General features: G+C 70.7%; 15 protein-coding genes and 1 pseudogene. 14 read left to right on the forward strand and 2 right to left on the reverse strand.

Features of this window, described 5'->3' with window-relative positions; translation table 11 throughout:
* Nucleotides 1-50: 50 nt before the first annotated feature.
* The 3 genes from ABZ896_RS27660 (at nucleotide 51) to ABZ896_RS27670 (ending at nucleotide 2,916) form a co-directional block, all read left to right on the forward strand.
* Nucleotides 51-1,850: a hypothetical protein gene (locus tag ABZ896_RS27660; protein ID WP_360934755.1), complete on the forward strand. Its 1,800-nt coding sequence runs from the start codon at nucleotides 51-53 to the stop codon at nucleotides 1,848-1,850.
* A gap of 34 nt (nucleotides 1,851-1,884) precedes the next feature.
* Nucleotides 1,885-2,382 carry a hypothetical protein gene (locus ABZ896_RS27665; RefSeq protein WP_360934657.1) on the forward strand — a complete coding sequence of 166 codons (498 nt, stop codon included), beginning with the start codon at nucleotides 1,885-1,887 and terminating at the stop codon, nucleotides 2,380-2,382.
* A 111-nt stretch (nucleotides 2,383-2,493) separates the two neighbouring features.
* Nucleotides 2,494-2,916 (forward strand): hypothetical protein, encoded by a 423-nt coding sequence (locus tag ABZ896_RS27670; RefSeq protein WP_360934660.1) that lies wholly within the window; start codon nucleotides 2,494-2,496, stop codon nucleotides 2,914-2,916.
* A 196-nt stretch (nucleotides 2,917-3,112) separates the two neighbouring features.
* On the opposite strand, the gene ABZ896_RS27675 is transcribed toward ABZ896_RS27670, so the two are convergent.
* A complete protein-coding gene (locus ABZ896_RS27675; protein WP_360934662.1) occupies nucleotides 3,113-3,733 on the reverse strand; it encodes a hypothetical protein in 621 nt (206 codons plus the stop codon).
* Between the two features lie 130 nt (nucleotides 3,734-3,863).
* Between ABZ896_RS27675 and ABZ896_RS27680 the strand changes: the two genes are divergently transcribed.
* A complete protein-coding gene (locus ABZ896_RS27680; protein ID WP_360934665.1) occupies nucleotides 3,864-4,616 on the forward strand; it encodes a hypothetical protein in 753 nt (250 codons plus the stop codon).
* A 28-nt stretch (nucleotides 4,617-4,644) separates the two neighbouring features.
* A complete protein-coding gene (locus tag ABZ896_RS27685; protein ID WP_360934667.1) occupies nucleotides 4,645-5,430 on the forward strand; it encodes a hypothetical protein in 786 nt (261 codons plus the stop codon).
* A 41-nt stretch (nucleotides 5,431-5,471) separates the two neighbouring features.
* On the opposite strand, the gene ABZ896_RS27690 is transcribed toward ABZ896_RS27685, so the two are convergent.
* Entirely contained in the window at nucleotides 5,472-5,690 is a 219-nt protein-coding gene (locus tag ABZ896_RS27690; protein WP_360934669.1) for a hypothetical protein, read from the reverse strand.
* A gap of 50 nt (nucleotides 5,691-5,740) precedes the next feature.
* Here ABZ896_RS27690 and ABZ896_RS27695 point away from each other — a divergent pair, with 50 nt between their 5' ends.
* The 9 genes and pseudogenes from ABZ896_RS27695 to ABZ896_RS27735 all read left to right on the forward strand — a co-directional run bounded on the left by ABZ896_RS27695 (nucleotide 5,741) and on the right by ABZ896_RS27735 (nucleotide 14,472).
* Nucleotides 5,741-6,133: a hypothetical protein gene (locus tag ABZ896_RS27695; RefSeq protein ID WP_360934672.1), complete on the forward strand. Its 393-nt coding sequence runs from the start codon at nucleotides 5,741-5,743 to the stop codon at nucleotides 6,131-6,133.
* Nucleotides 6,130-6,936: a DUF317 domain-containing protein gene (locus ABZ896_RS27700; protein WP_360934675.1), complete on the forward strand. Its 807-nt coding sequence runs from the start codon at nucleotides 6,130-6,132 to the stop codon at nucleotides 6,934-6,936. Before ABZ896_RS27695 ends, ABZ896_RS27700 begins: the two co-directional genes overlap by 4 nt.
* 163 nt (nucleotides 6,937-7,099) lie before the next feature.
* Nucleotides 7,100-7,450: a hypothetical protein gene (locus ABZ896_RS27705; protein ID WP_360934678.1), complete on the forward strand. Its 351-nt coding sequence runs from the start codon at nucleotides 7,100-7,102 to the stop codon at nucleotides 7,448-7,450.
* On the forward strand, nucleotides 7,447-8,265 hold the full coding sequence (locus ABZ896_RS27710; protein WP_360934681.1) for a DUF317 domain-containing protein: 819 nt from the start codon (nucleotides 7,447-7,449) through the stop codon (nucleotides 8,263-8,265). Before ABZ896_RS27705 ends, ABZ896_RS27710 begins: the two co-directional genes overlap by 4 nt.
* Before the next feature lie 62 nt (nucleotides 8,266-8,327).
* On the forward strand, nucleotides 8,328-8,927 hold the full coding sequence (locus tag ABZ896_RS27715; RefSeq protein ID WP_360934684.1) for a hypothetical protein: 600 nt from the start codon (nucleotides 8,328-8,330) through the stop codon (nucleotides 8,925-8,927).
* Between the two features lie 80 nt (nucleotides 8,928-9,007).
* Nucleotides 9,008-9,493 (forward strand): annotated as a pseudogene (locus ABZ896_RS27720) (DUF317 domain-containing protein); the annotation flags it as partial.
* Nucleotides 9,494-9,737: 244 nt separating this feature from the next.
* Nucleotides 9,738-11,531, forward strand: a complete 1,794-nt coding sequence (locus ABZ896_RS27725; protein ID WP_360934687.1) for a TraM recognition domain-containing protein — start codon at nucleotides 9,738-9,740, stop codon at nucleotides 11,529-11,531.
* Between the two features lie 542 nt (nucleotides 11,532-12,073).
* Entirely contained in the window at nucleotides 12,074-13,345 is a 1,272-nt protein-coding gene (locus tag ABZ896_RS27730; RefSeq protein WP_360934758.1) for a DNA cytosine methyltransferase, read from the forward strand.
* Nucleotides 13,345-14,472, forward strand: a complete 1,128-nt coding sequence (locus ABZ896_RS27735; protein ID WP_360934690.1) for a DnaB-like helicase N-terminal domain-containing protein — start codon at nucleotides 13,345-13,347, stop codon at nucleotides 14,470-14,472. Before ABZ896_RS27730 ends, ABZ896_RS27735 begins: the two co-directional genes overlap by 1 nt.
* The last annotated feature ends 140 nt before the right edge of the window (nucleotides 14,473-14,612 follow it).

The following is a 14,612-nucleotide window of genomic DNA, read 5'->3' on the forward strand; positions in this document are numbered from 1 at the left end:
GTCCGGCAGCCCCCGGGCAGCACCGGCTCCGCGCACCGGGGCCGCTCGCGATGAGCGCCCGCCACCACGTCCAGTCCCCCGCCACCACGCCGGACGACGACGCCGACCTCGCGCGATGGGACGACGACGGCGCCCCGCCCGCGCAACCCCGTTCCTCCCCGCATTTGTGGCTGCGCGTGGGAGCCGAACTCGGCGATCGGCTGGTCGCCCTCTCCGGCCGCCAGGACCTCCTCGTCACCTGCCGCCCCGGCACGCGCAGCGGCGCACCGGCCGCGTTCTTCCCCACGCTGGGCGAGGTCGAGTTCGACGCCGGCCTGTTCGCCCCGCTCCAGCCCCACGAGATCCATCCGCGGATCGTGGGCGACGAGGAGAGGTATCCCGCCGCCTGGGGAGTGTTCGTCCACGAGGCCGCGCACGCGGCCCACTCCGTCTGGACACAGCCTGCCGGAGAAAACCCCCGTGTCGTCGAGGCCGCGCTCCTGCTGGAGGAGAGCCGTGTCGAAGGCGCCCACCTGATCACGCGGCCCACAGACCGCACGTACCTGCGCACCAGTGCCCGAACCCTGGTCATGCCCGACATCGCCCACCCCACCCTGAAGGGCATCGAGCACGCCGCCGCCGTGGCGGCCCTGGTCCTCGGCCGCCGTGACGTCGGCATCCTGGACGCCGGCGAGACCCGGGCCGTCGCCGACCTGTGCGAAAAGGTGCTGGGCACAAACCTGCTGGCCACCCTCACCCGCATCTGGACCGCAGCCCACCAGTGCGCCGACCACGACACCACGACCATGCTCGCGCACGCGAAAGAATGGTGCGACGCTCTGGACACCGCGGCCCCCGCCCTGCCCGTGCCGGAGAACCTCACCGATCTGCTGTCCGGCGCCGTGGGCATCGTCATGGACAGCACGGCAGCCACCGACGCCGCCGACCTCGCGGCACAGGCCGCAGCGACCAACGCCCTGGCCGCGCAGTCCAAGGCGCAGGCTCAGGACCGCGCCCAGCGGGCCGGCCAACGACGCAAAGCCGCCGCCACCGCCAAGTCGGTCTTCAACACCCGTGGCACCACCGTCACCCCCGACGGCACACCAGCTCCCTACGGCAACCCGGTCACCGGCACCCGCAGGCCCACCGCCGCCGAGAAGAGCGCCGCCGCGCGCCTGAGCCGCGCCCTGCGTGCCGCCGCCTACCGCGAGCGGACCGAGGAACGGACCACCAGCCCCACCCCGCCCGGCCGCCTCAACATGCGCGCGGCCCTCGCCCGCGACGCTCAGCGCGCGGCCGGGTCGGTCCCCACCGCGGAACCGTTCACCCACACCCGCCGCCGCAACTCCCCCACCCCACCGCTGCGTGTGGGTATCGCCGTCGACGTCTCCGGCTCCATGCGTGCCGCCTGCGCGCCCGTCGCCTCCGCCGCCTGGATTGTGGCACGCGCAGCAGCCCTGACCGACCCCGACTCCCTTACCGCCACCATCGCCTATGACCAGCACCTGACCGCACTGACCCGACCCACCCACCGAGCACCAGAGCGCGTGACGACGTTCGATGCCAACGGCGGCCACCACAACCTCGGCGACGCCATCGACGCACTCGACCACGGCCTCGAACTCAGCCGCCCCGGCGCCGGCCGCCTCCTCGTGATCGTCACCGACGCCCACTACGGCAGCGACGAAACCGCTCAAGCCGTCACCCGCATCAAGCAGCTCACAACCGCCGGCTGCGCCGTACTCCAACTCACCCTCACCGCGAAGTCCCACCACTTGCCGGGGGCCACCTTGCTGCACCTGCCCCAGCCCTCCAGCGCTCCCGCCGCCATCGCCACGGCGGCCACAGACGCCATCCGCAGGACACGCTGAGACGACGCAGAAGACAGAAAGCAGGAACAACCACGTGGCAATCCGTACGCACTGGACCGTAATTCACGTATGCGGACACGAAGTCTCGCATGATCTTTCCGGCCGTCCGGCCGACCGGCGCGCCTCCTTTGCCCGCTGGCTGCAGGAACGTGACTGCACTGCCTGCTGGAAGGCCGCCCGCGAGCAGGACGGCGCCGGCAAGGAGGAGTGGCTGGCCGCCAAACGCGCCGAGGAACAGCAGGCCGCCGCCGAGTGGGCCGCGCAGTTCGACATGCCGCCGCTCGAAGGACCCGAGAGGGCCCTCGCCTGGGCCGAACGCTCCCGCCACCAACTCGTCACCGCCGCGTACGGCGCGCTGGTGACCGACGGCAGCTGGGACGAAGCCGACTGGACCGTCCTGGAGGACAAGATCCGCACCATCACCCGCGCCGGATGGTGGATCGACCAGAGGGATACCGAAGGCACTGACCTGCCCGAACTCCTGGACGCCGCCACATCCGACGACATCGGAACTGAGAACCCGTTCCGGTAGACCCAGGTCTTATACCCGACGATCACCGGTTACCGAAACCGGGGTTCGTCCGGATCCTTGTTCCTCCCACCGCCTCCCCTGCACCTGACACCGTGGAAGGAATCGCCTGCTGTGCCCGACGCCGTTTCTCATCCCTCGCATGTCCCAGGTGACATCGTCACCCCCGAACGGGACATCACCCACGCCCACTTCCGGCCCGGCGATCAGGTCGTCATCCTCAAGGGCACCTCCGCCAGCGACCTGTGGGGGGACGCCTACAAGGTCGTCACACCCTCGTGGCACACGCCGACCGATGAGGACGGGTGGCGGCTGTACGACCCAGTCGGCGGCGAGCGCACGTACCTCACCGCTCACCCGCGCTACCTCGTCCATCTCTCCAACCGCTGCCCGGATTGCATCATCTACCGGCAGGCGCTGTGCACTTACCTCATTCCGCGCCTGGCTGGAGCCGGACAGGAGGTCGACTGCGGCTGGTACTCGGTCACGCCCCTCAATCAGGTGGTGCACGTCGCCGACGCCCGAGGAGGGCAATGACCCTGGCCCTCGGCTCGGAGCGCACTGAGGCTTTTGCACGTGCGGTGTCGATCGCCATCGAGACGGTCGCCGGGACAGGTGGCCGGTGCGTCTGGCCGAGGGCCTGCGAGGTCTGGACGCGACGTGGCAGGAGTCGGCTGAGGTGTGCGCCGACATCGCCTAGCAGGCGCGTGCAGCCGGGAACAGCGCGCTGGTGCTACTCAACCAGGCTGCCTTTGCCGATCGCTTCCTGACCCTGCAGCGCGACGTGCACTCCGGAGAAGTCCTCGCCCGCGGCGGGAACCCAGAAGCCCACAGCATCCTGCAGCGCACCGGCTTCATCCCCGTCGTCCGCCTCCACGAGACCTATCACCGCCTCCCCATCGGTCTCGACATAGCCGAGGAAGAACGTCTCGCCATTCGCGCCGTGGCCCGGCTGCGCGCAGTCAGCTACCACGTCGACACCGATGACGCCTTCGACGCAAAGACGCGCGAGGCGCATTTCCAGCCTCTCGGCTCGCTGGTCGCCGACCTCGCCGAGCGGATCCGGGAAGCTACCACGAGCGACGAGGTCGCCGACGCGCTGACCGAACTGACCGCCTTCCACAACGGAGTGCTCGTCGCGCTGAGTGAAGTCCTCACGGCAACTGCCACCTTCTACGAGGACTTGGGACGGGCTGCGGATCCGCACACCGCGAAGCGGCTGCAGTACCTCGCCGCGCACCGGCTCGGTGTCATCCGCTCCGACCTGACGGACATTCGCAACGACCTCGCCGACCGGCACCAAGACCATCCCCAGCGCCGTGCGTGCGCCGCCGAGGTCGGGCCGGACGAACACGAAGCCTCCTCCATCTGCGCCTGTCCTGCGCCAGGCCGCACCTGGGCACGAGCCCCGCCGCCGCACCCCCCGCAGCAGCCCCGGCAACCCGGCGGCGCTGACCCCCATCCCTATTTCTTTCGAGGAGACCATGCACGACCCCACCCCCCAGACCACTCTCGGCTCGTTCGCCGCCGTCCTCGCCGGCGAACTGCCCGGCGCCTGGACAAGCTCGTATCACCAGGACCGCGGCGGCAACCACGACGCCCTCACCGACCACGTGTGGGACATGAACGAAGTCGCCGCCAGCCTGGCCAGGCACACCGTGGACCATTGCGCCATCCTGACCCGCGACGACGGCACCAGCCTGTTCGTCGCGGATCCGCCGGGTCCCCGCGAGGGATATCTGATCGCCGCCATGGCCCCCACCGATGCACCAGCCGAAGCGTTCCGTGGCGTCCGCGAGCCCGACGGCATCGCGGTGGCCGCCGATCCGTTCAGCGCCGCCGAGGACATCCACTACGACCTGCTGCCCCGGTACGACAAGGCCCTAGCCCAGGTTCGCACCAACGCCGCCCGCCTCACCGCCCCGCCGGCTGCCGAGCCGGAAGCGGTGGTGATGACCTGGTCCGGCGACACGCTCGTCGTCGACAAGCCCGGCCGCGACGACGTCGCCCAGGCCCTGACCGACCACGGCTTCGCCCTCGACGCGGAACGCGACATCCTCGTCCTGCCCGGTGACGACTCCGCGCGCCAGGCCGCGTTCGTACGGGCTGCTGGCCACCGCCTGTCCGAGCTCGGCGTCGGCGTCGTCCTGCGTAATCCGCCCGCCCGGCCGGCCCTGGACACCACCCCGGTAGCGCCTCCGAACCCACCCATCACGGCCTCGCACCGCAGCCGCTGACCGAACCCCGAGCAGAAGGGACCCGTGCGTGGGAAACCACGCCGACGACGAAGGCACCGACGTCGAGATCTACATCCGACTGCTGACCGCCACCGATGCGCCCGAACGGCTCCTGGCGCTGCTCGACAGCCTCGGCTTCGAACGCAGGACGCTTACGACGGCGGGGCCCGTCTATGTCTGGCATGAGGTCCCCAACCACCTCACCGAGGCCGAGAAGAAGAAGCTCGCCACCGGCGCCGTGCCCTCGCTGCTCGTGGCCGGATACCTGGTCCACATCACCGACGCCGTCTGGGACGCCGCCGCTTATCAGGACGCCGCAGAGGCAGTCCGCCGCCAGCACGCCGCAGCCGCACCGGGCACGTCGGCCGCCTCCACGGTCCGCGCCCGGCAGTTCGGCGACACGGCGTCGACGGTGAGCCACGATCGTAAGGAGTCCCCGCTCGTGAGCCTGGCAGACGAGTACGCGGTCGACGTCGAGTTCTATCACCGCGACGGCACCCTCTACGTCGATACCCGCACCAGCGCCCCGGAGCAACTGCGCGCCCTGCTCGACCGGCTCGGCCTCAATCGCCACGGTCGCGAGGGCGAGATCTGGCATCGAGTCCCCGACCAGATGGACGAGATCGCCATGAAGGAGATAGCCGACCGGGCGGCGTGGCTGCTGCCCCGTCACGGCTACCAGGTCTCCATCATTACGGGCCTGTTCGGCGGCACCGCCTACCGCCTTGCCCTCGCCGCCTCCCCAGCACACCAGCCGTCTCCCGCGCCCGCGACACCTGCCCCGCGCGCGCCGCGCTCTCGCCGTACGCACTGACCACCCATCGCGCCGACCGCCTACGGGGCTGGCCCCCGCCCTCACCTGGAGTAGTTCCCGTCACCCGCGAAACCGACCGCACCCCGCCGCCCATCACCGCCGGCCGCAAGCCGCGCCTGGTCACCGCCCTCTTCCGCCGCTACCTGCGGGCTGTCACCGCCGACACTCGCACCCGGACCAACCTGCTGGCCGGAGGGCACCCCGAAGCCGCCCTCGACGAAGCCCGGCGCCGGGACCTGTTCCTCCTCGTCGACAGCCACCGCCCCCGCCACCACAACTAGCCGCGCGACCATGCCCGTTCAGGAGGCCCATGACCAACACGCCGCCCTTTTACTCCGTACGGCTCGCTGACGACATCGCAAGCCAGCTCGCCCTACTCACACAGCTCTTGGATCATGCTCCGCCGCAAGAGGCCGCCCAGATCCTCGGCAAGGTCCTCGACTACGAGGAGGGGCTGCTCGGACGCGTCACCGAACTGGTCGCCACCGGATCACGCTTCGCCCAGGACCACTCTCAGCGCGGCATCCTGCACCCCGAGGTGTGGCTGGCCCTGGGCCGCGCGGCCAACGAACTGGGCAGCGTGGGCGAGGACCTCAACGAGCACACCGGCACGATCAAACAGCTCGCCACACCCGCCACCCCGTCCACCAACCCGTCGGCACGGCCCGCCGGATCGGCGATGGTCGTCAGGCGGCACCGGTGAGACAGAACAAGCAGTGGGCCGACCGGGGCGCCGCCGGTCAGCAAGCCCAGCAGCACTACCTCGTCGAGCCCCGCCATCTCGCCGGCGGCGGCGACCTACGCCACGTCACCGAGTACCTGCGCGCCTCCGGCTGGAAGGACAAGTCCAAGACCGGCGGACCGGTCGTCTTCGACAGCCCGGACAAGTCCGTACGCATCGGATACGACCCGCACGTCCAGCCCGGCGGCTGGACCATCAGCGGGAAGCAGACCGCCCACCAGGAGGCATGGCACGCCACCTTCAGCCGGCAGACACCCGTCGAAATCGTCGCCGGCCTCACCGACGCCCTGTTCACGACCCGCAATGCACACGCCCCCAACGTGTGGGAGCCCCTCCTGCAACAGGGCTGGGAGACCGAGCGCGGCCAGCACTTCACCGCCCGCAGCCCGGACGGCGATGCCTTCGTCCGCTTCCACCAGTCCAGTCCCGGGCAGGCGCACTGGTGGGCCGGCGCCCGCAACGAACACGGGCGGGTGTGGGAGGCGATGTTCACGCCGACCACGCCGATGCGCCTGGTGCAGGCATTAAGTACGGCGCTCGCGGATCCGCAGCCGGTGATGCGACCCCTCGGCCACATCGCACCCTCCCAACGGATCCGCACCACCTCCGTGTCCGTCCTGCCGTCCCAGCTCAGCGCCTGGCAGCAGGCCCGGATCACCGCCGCCAGAGCTGCCACCTGGGCCCGTAGTTCCTTCGCCACCAACCGGGCCCGCAGCAGCCCCGGCGCCCGCCCGTCCTCCACGGCCGGCAGCGGACGCCGCTGAACCACCTCGGGCGGTCACGCCCGGCCCTCTGCCCCCAACTTTCCTCTGTCCTAAGGAGCTTCATAACTGACCTGTACTGCGACGACGCCCTCGCCACGAGATATATCCACCGGGCTGTCGACAGTCCGACCCTGCTCACCACCACCTGTACGCAAGGAAGTTGATGCCCAACCCCTCGACCCTCAGCTCCGACCAAATCGCGCAAGCGACTGCAACCCTGACCCAGCTCAAGGAGTACGTGCGCACCAACCCGCCCGTCACCGACGTACTGCCGCTGCTCGCCCGACTGCTCGACGAGGACACCGGCGTCCCCATCCTGCTCGGCGACGTGCTGCGGAGCGCCGCGCGCCTCGTCTCCCAGCAAACCGCCCGCCCCGAGACCGACGAGATCCGCCTGATCATCGACGGGCTCCGCGATGCCGCCCAGGAGTCCACGGACTGGCACGTCCTGCACTGGGACGTGCAGCGCCTGAGCAGCCACGCGTTCGAGCCTGCAGGTCCGCCGACGTCGTGACCCGCCCGTACATAGCGAGCAAGGCCCACGCCCCCTGGTCTCGCATCTGGTTCGACACCACTCCCCGTCATCTCGCCGGGCCCGGCGACCCGCGCCATGTCACCCAGGCGCTCAGGGCCGGCGGGTGGAAGAACTATGCCTACCCTGACTTTCCCCATGTCGTCCTGGCCAGCCCCGACTTCCGGCACACGCTCGTGCTCGAACCCGCTGCCGACACGTACTCCGCCTGGTGGCGGATCTCCTCTCAGTGCTGGCACGCATCGTTCGGCGGCAACACGCCCGCCGAGATCATCGCCGGATTCACCGACGCCCTCCTGCACCCCGTCCCGGCCGCGGAGCCGGACGTGTGGCCGAGGCTGCAAGCTGCGGGCTGGACCTACCAGCGCGACGAGCGGGGCAACGAGAGTGCGCGCCATCCGGACGGCATCACCAGCATGGAGCGGCGGGCGAGGCTGACGAACGACTACTTCAGCTGGAGCGCCGAAGTCGCGCTCCCCACCGGTCTCGGCGGCCACCAGCGGCTGTGGCACGCGTACTTCGACGACCGCACGCCCCGCCACCTGCTCGCCGCCTTCGCCACCGCCCTCACCGACCCCGCGCCCGTGCCGCGCGGCCACTACGACGTCCCGCACGCTCACCTGGTCACCCAGGTGGAACGCGGCGCCCAGGGCGAACAGCTGGCCGCCGCCCACGAGGCGCGCCTGAAGGCCATCCGGGCCGCCGCCCGCAAGGCCCACCGCAGCAGCGCGCCGACCACGCACCCCGCGCTGGCCCCCGCCTCGGGGAGAGCCGCTTCTACGGCCCGGGGCCGCTGAGACCGTGGCGCGGCTCAGGCCGCGCCACACCCCCACCAGACCTGCATGCCCGAAGGCCCTTCTTGATCATTTCACTTCAACCCGCTAGCCCGGCGCACCGGCTCTGTCTAGGTCAACTCGCCATCTACCTGCGAGAAAGCAGGCAGATCCTCGCCGCCTGGGACGCCTACTCCGACCAGCACTGTGACCCCGACACTCACCAGCCCTACGACGAGGCCGCGTACGGCCGGCGCCAGCGCCGACGCGACTTTGACACCCTTCGTGCCTTCGGCCGGGTGTACCGCCGCGCCGACGGCCTGGTGCACGTCGCCGAGCAGCAGCTCACCCAGCTGCCCGCCTCCGCCCGGACGCGGCGCTACACCTGGCAGGTCCGCGAGCTGCGCGACAGCACCGCGAGGCTGTACGCCGTCCACGACGAGTGGCTCGCCATGCGCCGCGCGCTGCCAGCGCAGGCCCGGCCCGGGACCCAGGCGTTCGAGGACCCTCTCGCCGAGAGCTACGCGGAAGCCTGGCACTACCTCGACCAGTGGGCGATCCACGGCCAGGCACTCTTCGCCATCAACGCGCTGGCGCAGAGGCAGCCGAAGGCATCCGCACCGGCATCCGTCATGGTGCCGCCCGCACTCAAGGCCGCCGCGGCGTCGTCTGCGGCCCGGCGGTGACGCGCGTGAACGATCTCGTCGAGCAGGCACTCATCACCCCGCTCTATCTCGCCGGCGGCGGAGACCCCGGCTGGGTCACCGTGCCGCTGCACCGCGCCGCCGGTTGGAGCTACGGACACGACCCGCTGGTACCGTGCGTCCTGCTCACCAGCCCGGACCAGCTCACCCAGCTCCGTCTGGACCCCGACCCGGACGATCCGAACTGGTGGAGCATCCGGCACGCGCGCAGTGCGGACCACCCGGGCTGTACGGCCACCTTCCAGGCCCGCACCCCCGTCGAGATCATCGCCGCCTTCACCGACGCCCTGACCGATCCATCCGGACCGCCCACCAGGGCGCCCGATCCCTTCGCCGCGGTGCGGGACGCGGGCTGGCACACGCCGCCCCATCTCGGCTGCCTCGCCTCCCCCGACAACATCGCGCACGTCTGGCGGATCGGTCCACCCGGCAGGGATCTGTGGAGCATCGAGACCGCGGTCACCCAAGACCCGACGATCTGGCGGGCCGTGTTCACCGGCACCACCCCGCTGCACCTGATCGCCGCCGTGACGCAGTCGCTCGCCGACCGCACCCCCGTCACCCGAGATCCGAGCCGCATCCCGGGCCTGACCCGCGGCCGCATGACCGTCCACAACCGTCACGTTCCCGCGCAGGACATCGCTTTCGCCTTGGAGCGACACGTCACTGCCCTCGCCACGCGGCACCGCCCAGCAGCCTCAGCCGCCCCCACCGCACGGCTCTCCGCCGCGCCGCACCCGCTGACCGGGCTCACCCGCGCCGCGCTCCTCACCCCACATACCTGGAACAGCCTTGCCCCAGCCCTCCTCCACCTCGTCCACCGACGGCTACGACATGGCCTTCCGCGTCCTGCGCGTCGTCCTCGCCATCGCCGTCCCCCTGTCGAACTTGGCATGGCTGGGCGGCAACCTCACCTCCTGGGTCACCGACGCCGGTCCCCGCGCGCCGTATCAGCCCGTGCAGGCCCTGCTCCATCCCGATCAGCTGTGGCCCCGCGTCAGCGAGACGTCCCTGCTGTGGGGCACGCGCATACTGCCCGGCGCTTGCCTGCTCGCACTCGGGATCACGGCTGCCGTGCTGTACAAGCGGCACCAGGACGCCGGAGGGCGCAGAAAGCGCGTCGCCGGCATGGCCAAGCAGCGGGACATCGAGCCGCTGCTGTCCAAGGCCATCACCACCAAGGCCCGCTCCCTGCGCCCGAGTCTGAAGGACACCAAGCACCTCAACCCGGCCGACACCGGCATCCTGCTCGGCAACCTCCAGGGCACCAAGCACGAAGTGCGCATGGGGTACGAAGACGTCGCCGTCGCGATCATGGCGCCGCGCTCCGGCAAGACCACGTCGCTGGCGATCCCCTCCATCCTCAACGCGCCCGGCCCGGTCCTGCTCACCTCCAACAAGGCCGCAGGCGACGCCTACACCGCCACGCTCGACGCGCGGACGGCCGTCGGCCGGACCTGGTCGATGGACCCGCAGCAGATCGCCCACGCCGAACGGGCCATGTGGTGGAACCCGCTGTCCGACGCCAAGACCCTCGACGGCGCCGGCCGCCTCGCCGGCCACTTCCTCGCCGCCTCGGTGGACGCCTCCCAGCAGGGCGACTTCTGGTCCAAGGCCGGGTCGAACATCCTCGCGCAGCTGTTCCTGGCCGCCGCGCTCGACGAGCGGCCGATCACCGACGTGATGCAGTGGCTGGCTTTCCCTGCCGACCGGACCCCGCTGGACGTCCTGCGCGACCACGGATTCGCCGCCGTCGCAGCTCAGTTGAAGGGGACCGTGGAGGGCCCGCCGGAGACCCGCGACGGGATCTACGAGACCGCCCGCCAGTACGCCGCCGCCCTCCTCAACAGCGAGATCGCCTCATGGGTGACCCCACAGAAGGACGTGGCAGAGTTCAAGCCGAGCGAGTTCGTCACCTCGCAGGACACGCTCTATCTGCTGTCGAAGGACGGCGGTGGCGGCGCCTCGGCCCTCATCGCCGCGTGCGCGGACTCAGTCATGCGGGCCGCGACCGCCCAGGCCGAACGCGCCGGCGGACGCCTCGACCCCCCGATGCTCGCGATCCTCGACGAGGCCGCCAACGTCTGCAAGATCAGCGACTTGCCTGACCTGTACTCCCACCTCGGTAGCCGCGGGATCATCCCCATCACGATCCTGCAGAGCTACAGGCAGGGTCAGAAAGTCTGGGGCGACGCCGGCATGGACGCCATGTGGAGCGCCTCCACGATCAAGGTGATCGGGTCCGGCATCGACGACCCTGACTTCGCCGACAAGTTGTCTCGGCTGATTGGTGACCACGACGTCGAGACGACGTCCACCTCGACGTCAGAGTCCGGCAAGTCCACGTCCGTCAGCATGCGGCAGGAACGCATCCTTGCCGCCGATGCCATCCGCGCCCTGCCCAAGGGCACCGCGCTCGCGTTCGCCACCGGAATGCGCGCGGCCATGCTCGACCTGCGCCCCTGGTATCTCGAGCCCGGTGCCGGCGAGCTGTCTGCCGCCTCCGCCCGCGCGTCGAGGGGCATCACCGAACGCGCCGTCGCCAAGGCCGCCCCGAAACAGGCCGACTTCGACACCACTGCTTAGTCCGCGCTCCCCGCCCCTCGCCCAACTCGCCTGCGGAGGAGCCCATCAAACCTACGAGCCCGCTGACCTGAAAAACATGGATCCGCACGAAGCCCTGGATGCCGCCGTCGCCGACCGCGACCGCAGCATCACCGGTGACGCAGGCGGCCTGTTCACCGCCACCCGGCACATCAGTCTGCTCTGCCGTCTGACCGCCCGCATGGCCGCCGCCGAGTACCAGATCGCTCCGAACATCGCTGGTCTCCCTCCGGGCCAAAGCCCTGGGAGGACGACCGGGCACCTGGGACGGGCCAACGCCGATTACACCCAGGTCCTCGCCCCGCTGCCACTCTCGCCCAGCCCCCGCCGCCGCCATGCAGACAACCACCCGAAGCTGCTGAACCACCCCCCTGGAGCCACCCCATCTCCACACCCCTACTCGACCTGTCCGATCAACTCCGACCGCCGGCACTGGCCTTCGATGCCCTCCGCGCCCTCGATCACGACGTCCCCTACGCCCCCGAGCCCGTGCATGACGACTTCGGGCTGGCCTCTTGAGGCGGATCATCCTCGATCTGTTCGCCGGTCCCGGCGGCTGGAGTCACGCACTCACCGTCCTGGGCACGCGGGACATCGGCCTGGAGCGGGACGAGTGGGCCTGCAAGACCCGTGCCCGGGCCGGGCTGTTGACGATCCGGACCGACGTCGCCCGCTATCCCACGTGGATCTTCTCGGGCCGGATCCTCGGGCTGATCGCCTCCCCTCCCTGTCAGGCATGGAGCATGGCGGGCAAGCGCCTCGGCTTGGTCGACCAGTCCCTTGTCCACCAGGCCGTCGCCGACCTCGCCGCCGGACGCGACACCCGAGAGCAACTGCTCGGCGCGTGCGCGGACGAACGCTCGCTCCTCGCGGCCGAACCCATGCGCTACCTGCACGCCCTGAACCGGATGGGTGAGCCCGAGTGGGTGGTGATGGAGGAAGTCCCCGACGTCCTTCCTCTGTGGCGGCAGTACGCGGCCATTCTGCGGACCTGGGGGTTCTCCGTGTGGACAGGCATCCTCAATGCCGCCGACTACGGCGTCCCCCAGACCCGGAAGCGCGCGATCCTGCTCGCTTCCCGTACCCGCACCGCCGAGCCTCCACCGCCCACCCACGCACAGCGCGCCGAGCCGGAGTCGCTGTTCGGCCCCGGCCGCGACCGCTGGGTTTCCATGGCCGAGGCTCTGGGATGGGGCGCCACCGACCGTCCGGTGCCCACTGTGTGCGCCGGCGGCGGGCCAGGAGGCGGCCCCGAGCCCTTCCCCTCCGGCTCGCGTAAGACCCTGGCCAACGCCCGCGACCGCGGCACCTGGACACCTCACCCTGACGCCGAGTTCGTCTTGGCTTCCCGCAGGGAGGGCTCCGGCTGGGTCGCCCTGCACGGTGCCCGCGAGAACCGCCCCGCAGATACTCAGGCCCCCGCATCCACCGCTGAGGCGCACCGCTGGTCGTGGTCACTCCGCAGCAACAACCAGTCCAACGCGACCGTGCGCCGTGCCGACGAACCCGCCGGCACTCTGTTCTTCGGCCACCGGGCCAACGAGTGCACCTGGGTCGCCGACCCCGCCTCAGGCCTTCCGGACGACGAGCAGCGATTGTCACCGACCCCGATCAAGATCACCGCGCGGGAAGCGGGCGTGCTGCAGAGCTTCCCTGCCGACTATCCGTGGCAGGGCAACAAGGGCCAGACCTTCTCGCAGATCGGCAACGCCGTCCCCCCGCGTCTGGCCGCCCACCTGCTCGCCCCACACCTCAACAAGCCCTTCAACCCCGACGACTTCACCCTCGCCGCCTAATGCCCCACATCCCCGAACCCTACGAGGACGACGACCTCGACCGCGTGCGGCCGCCGAAGCCGGTCCACTACGCCGAGCAGGCCCTGCTCGGCGCCCTCCTCCTCGAACCTGTACGTCAGGCCGACACCGAGCCGCTGATCGCCCAGCACTTCGACAGCCACACCCACGCCGCGCTGTTCACCGCGATCCGCACGCTCCAGCCGCCCGACCCAGCCGAGCACGCCAAGGACACCGCCTGGCTCAACGCCGTGCTGGAGCACGCGCGTCCGCACGCTCCCGCCCTGAGCGCCTCCTACCTGCACACCCTCATCCAGTTCTGCCCGCAGCCCAAGCATGCGGCGGCGTACGCCAGGATGATCCGCGCCGACAATGCCCGCAGGGTTATGCGCGCCCACGCCGAGCGCCTCGCGTCCACCGCGAGCGACCCCGGCCTGCCCAACCCGGCCGCCGCGACGCTCGCCATGGCCGACGTCCTCGGCCGCGTCCTGGACGCCCTCGCCGAACAGTTCGCCCCGCACTCCGGCTCCTTTCCCCGAACGCCACTCCCCGCGGAGGTCCCACGGCAGGCCGACCAGGAGGACCTCGACGAAGAACGCCTCCTCCTGGCGACCGCCACCGCCTACCCGGCGGAGGTCCGCCAGATGCGGTGGCTGACAGAGACGGACTTCCTGCTGCCGCTGCACGCGACGCTCTGGCAGTCCATCACCGCGCTGGCCCACCGCGGCGACATGGTCGACCCCATCACCGTCCTCGACGAAGCCCAGCACCGCGGCCTGCTTACAGGCTCCCTCGCCCCCAAAGACCTGATGGCCCTGGTCTCCACACCCGCCGGCTCACCCGAATACTGGGGCGAGAAGATCCTCCAACGCGCCCTTCTCGCCCGCGCCCAGACGGTCGCCGCACGGATCACCGCCTACACCGACGACCTGGCCAACACCCCCCACCAACTCGTCACCGGCAGCCGACGCGCCCTGGCCGACCTCAACTCCCTGCGCACCCGCTATAACCGCGCCACTTCACCCACGCCCGCACCGCGCCACAAGGCGCCAACGCCTGCCGCGCCGCCACCGCAGGCGACCAGTCCGCCGCTCCAGCCCGCGCTGCCTAGCTCACGGGCCCATCGATGACCCCCGTGCCCGTGCCGAGTTCCTTCCGCATGGCCCCCCATCCTGGAACGAGCCCACCTTCCATGCCCGACGGCCCCCTCGGCGTCCATGTTCTCCTCGACTTCTGCCCCACCCACACCAGCGCCGTCACCACGTCGCTC

The sequence above is a fragment of the Streptomyces sp. NPDC047072 genome (genome assembly GCF_040643855.1).
Classification (GTDB): Bacteria; Actinomycetota; Actinomycetes; order Streptomycetales; family Streptomycetaceae; genus Streptomyces.

What these genes read in the sequence shown, in the direction of transcription:
- ABZ896_RS27660 (WP_360934755.1), top strand. Translation starts at nt 51, where the DNA reads ATGAGCGCCCGCCACCACGTCCAGTCCCCCGCCACCACGCCGGACGAC.
- ABZ896_RS27680 (WP_360934665.1), top strand. Translation starts at nt 3,864, where the DNA reads ATGCACGACCCCACCCCCCAGACCACTCTCGGCTCGTTCGCCGCCGTC.
- ABZ896_RS27695 (WP_360934672.1), top strand. Translation starts at nt 5,741, where the DNA reads ATGACCAACACGCCGCCCTTTTACTCCGTACGGCTCGCTGACGACATC.
- ABZ896_RS27705 (WP_360934678.1), top strand. Translation starts at nt 7,100, where the DNA reads ATGCCCAACCCCTCGACCCTCAGCTCCGACCAAATCGCGCAAGCGACT.
- ABZ896_RS27735 (WP_360934690.1), top strand. Translation starts at nt 13,345, where the DNA reads ATGCCCCACATCCCCGAACCCTACGAGGACGACGACCTCGACCGCGTG.